The sequence below is a fragment of the Devosia sp. genome, from assembly GCF_017307565.1.
In the GTDB taxonomy this organism is placed as follows: Bacteria; Pseudomonadota; Alphaproteobacteria; order Rhizobiales; family Devosiaceae; genus Devosia.
In genome coordinates this window covers 1-1,996 of record NZ_JAFKHD010000391.1, presented here as the reverse complement: position 1 = coordinate 1,996, position 1,996 = coordinate 1, and the positions used below count along the sequence as shown (strand labels likewise).

Annotated in this window: 2 protein-coding genes; both read left to right on the top strand. The window is 63.7% G+C overall.

Going from position 1 to position 1,996, the window contains the following annotated elements; genetic code table 11:
- A partial coding sequence (locus J0I64_RS15585; RefSeq protein WP_291409880.1) for an ABC-type transport auxiliary lipoprotein family protein occupies positions 1-433 on the top strand: 433 nt, incomplete at its 5' end.
- Between the two features lie 176 nt (positions 434-609).
- Entirely contained in the window at positions 610-1,857 is a 1,248-nt protein-coding gene (locus J0I64_RS15580) for a diguanylate cyclase (protein WP_291409878.1), read from the top strand.
- Positions 1,858-1,996: the final 139 nt, after the last annotated feature.

Here is a 1,996-nt window from a genome sequence, read left to right as displayed (position 1 = left end):
GGCGCTGGCGGTGATAGAGCCTGACGCACCCCAGCGGCTCGACGTGGTGCGTGTGCCGGTGCAGGTCGATCCCTCGACCGTCGCCTATCTCAAGGATGCGGTCTGGGTGGAAAAGCCCGCGCGCCTGTTCGGCCGCCTTCTGGCTGAAACGATCCGCTCCAAGCAGACCCGCCTGGTGGTGGAAAGCCCCGACGCGGCCTATGCCGCCGCCACCCGGCTGACCGGCCGGTTGAACGAGATGGGCTATGATGCCGCGTCCAGTTCGGTGATCGTGCGGTTCGATGCCATGTTGAAGCAGCCGGACGGGCAAATCCTTACCCGGCGTTTCGAAGCCAGGGTGGACAACGTATCCCCGACCGCCGCCAGTGTCGCCCCGGCGCTGAACGAGGCGGCCAACAAGGTGGCTGCCGAAGTGGCGGAGTGGATCGGGTAAGTTCGGGCGGGCGCAAGGGAGCGCTCTATCCACCTCAATTCCTTCCAGGTTCGATATTTGTAAACCTCCTCCTAGGTAATAGCCCGCGTGCCGCAGCAGGCGGAAGGCGATTTCAGGGGTAGGCGTTGATTGGAATTTTGCGCAGCAGGTCTTTGCGGTTCTGGGTGGCCATGGGGATGGTCATCGCCATTGTTCCCCTGTTTGTTTCAGCCGTTGGCGGCTTTTTCCTTCTCAATCGCGGTGTGATAGCGCCGTTTGACGATGTGGCGATGCGCCAGCGGGAGCAGCGCGTGCCGATCCAGCATCTGCGCCTGCTCGTCTGGGAGACGCTGCCTCCGGTCGATGAATTCGCGGAGAAGCAGAATCATGTCGCCCCGCCAGCCTATCGCGCGGTGCGGGAAAAGATCGAGGCGGAATTCGCCCGGCTGGAGGAAGCTCTCCGGGCAGAACCCGCAACGCTGGCCTTGCTGGAACGCGCGCAGGCCGACTGGACCCAGGCCGACCGCCACGCGACCGACATCATCTCGGTGGTGACGCCTGTCAGCCAGGATCAGACGGCGGTGACGCTGCAGCGGTTCCATGGCCAGGTGGAGGCCGTGAATGACAAGCTGACCGGCGTTTATGACCGGATCAGCCAGAAGATCAGCGACGATCACGATGCGGCGCTGCGGTCCTATGAAAGGTCCATCTGGGTGGCCGGGATCGCGGGTGCCGTGTCATTGCTTGCCATGGCGGTGGGCGTGTTGATCGTGGGGCGGATATTGTCGGCCAGCGTGGACCGGCTGGTGAATGGCGCGGTCCGCTTTGCGGAAGGGGACCGTCAGCACCGGATCGAGATTTCCCTCCCGCCGGAACTTCACCGGGTGGCCGAGGAATTCAACGACATGATCGGCCGTATCCACGAATCGGAGGAGGCGCTTTCCCGCCTTGCCCATAATGATATGCTGACCGGGCTGGGCAATCGCCGCGCCTTTGACGATGCTTTCCGCGAAGTACAGGATCGCAAGCGGCGTTATGGGGAACAGGCCGCCCTGCTGGCCATCGATATCGATCATTTCAAGCGCATCAACGATCGGCATGGCCATGCCGCCGGTGACGAGGTGCTGCGTTCGATTTCCAGCCTGATGTCGCGCAATGTCCGCCCGATGGACAAGGTGTTCCGCATCGGCGGGGAGGAATTCGTGGCGATCCTGCCGGGGGCCAGTTCCGGCCAGGCGCGCGAAATTGCCAATCGCCTGCGAGAGGCCATCGCCGCCACTCCCGTACCGATCGATGAAAATGCCATCGCGGTATCGGTCAGCATCGGCGTTGCCACCACCACCCAGGCGCGCGAGCAGGGCGAGTTGATGGAACTGGCTGACCGCGCCCTTTACGAGGCTAAGAGCACGGGCAGGAACTGCGTCGTTTTGAGCGGAGAGGGTTAAGGCAGGCGCGGCTTCCAGCTCGTCAGGCGTAGCGTGGAGGTATTCAGCGCCCGGTTGAGAGAAAGGCCGGTATCCGTTCCTGCGCCTGCCATTCCGCGCTGGAATGACGGGGGCGGAGACGGCCACCGGCCCGCTCTGG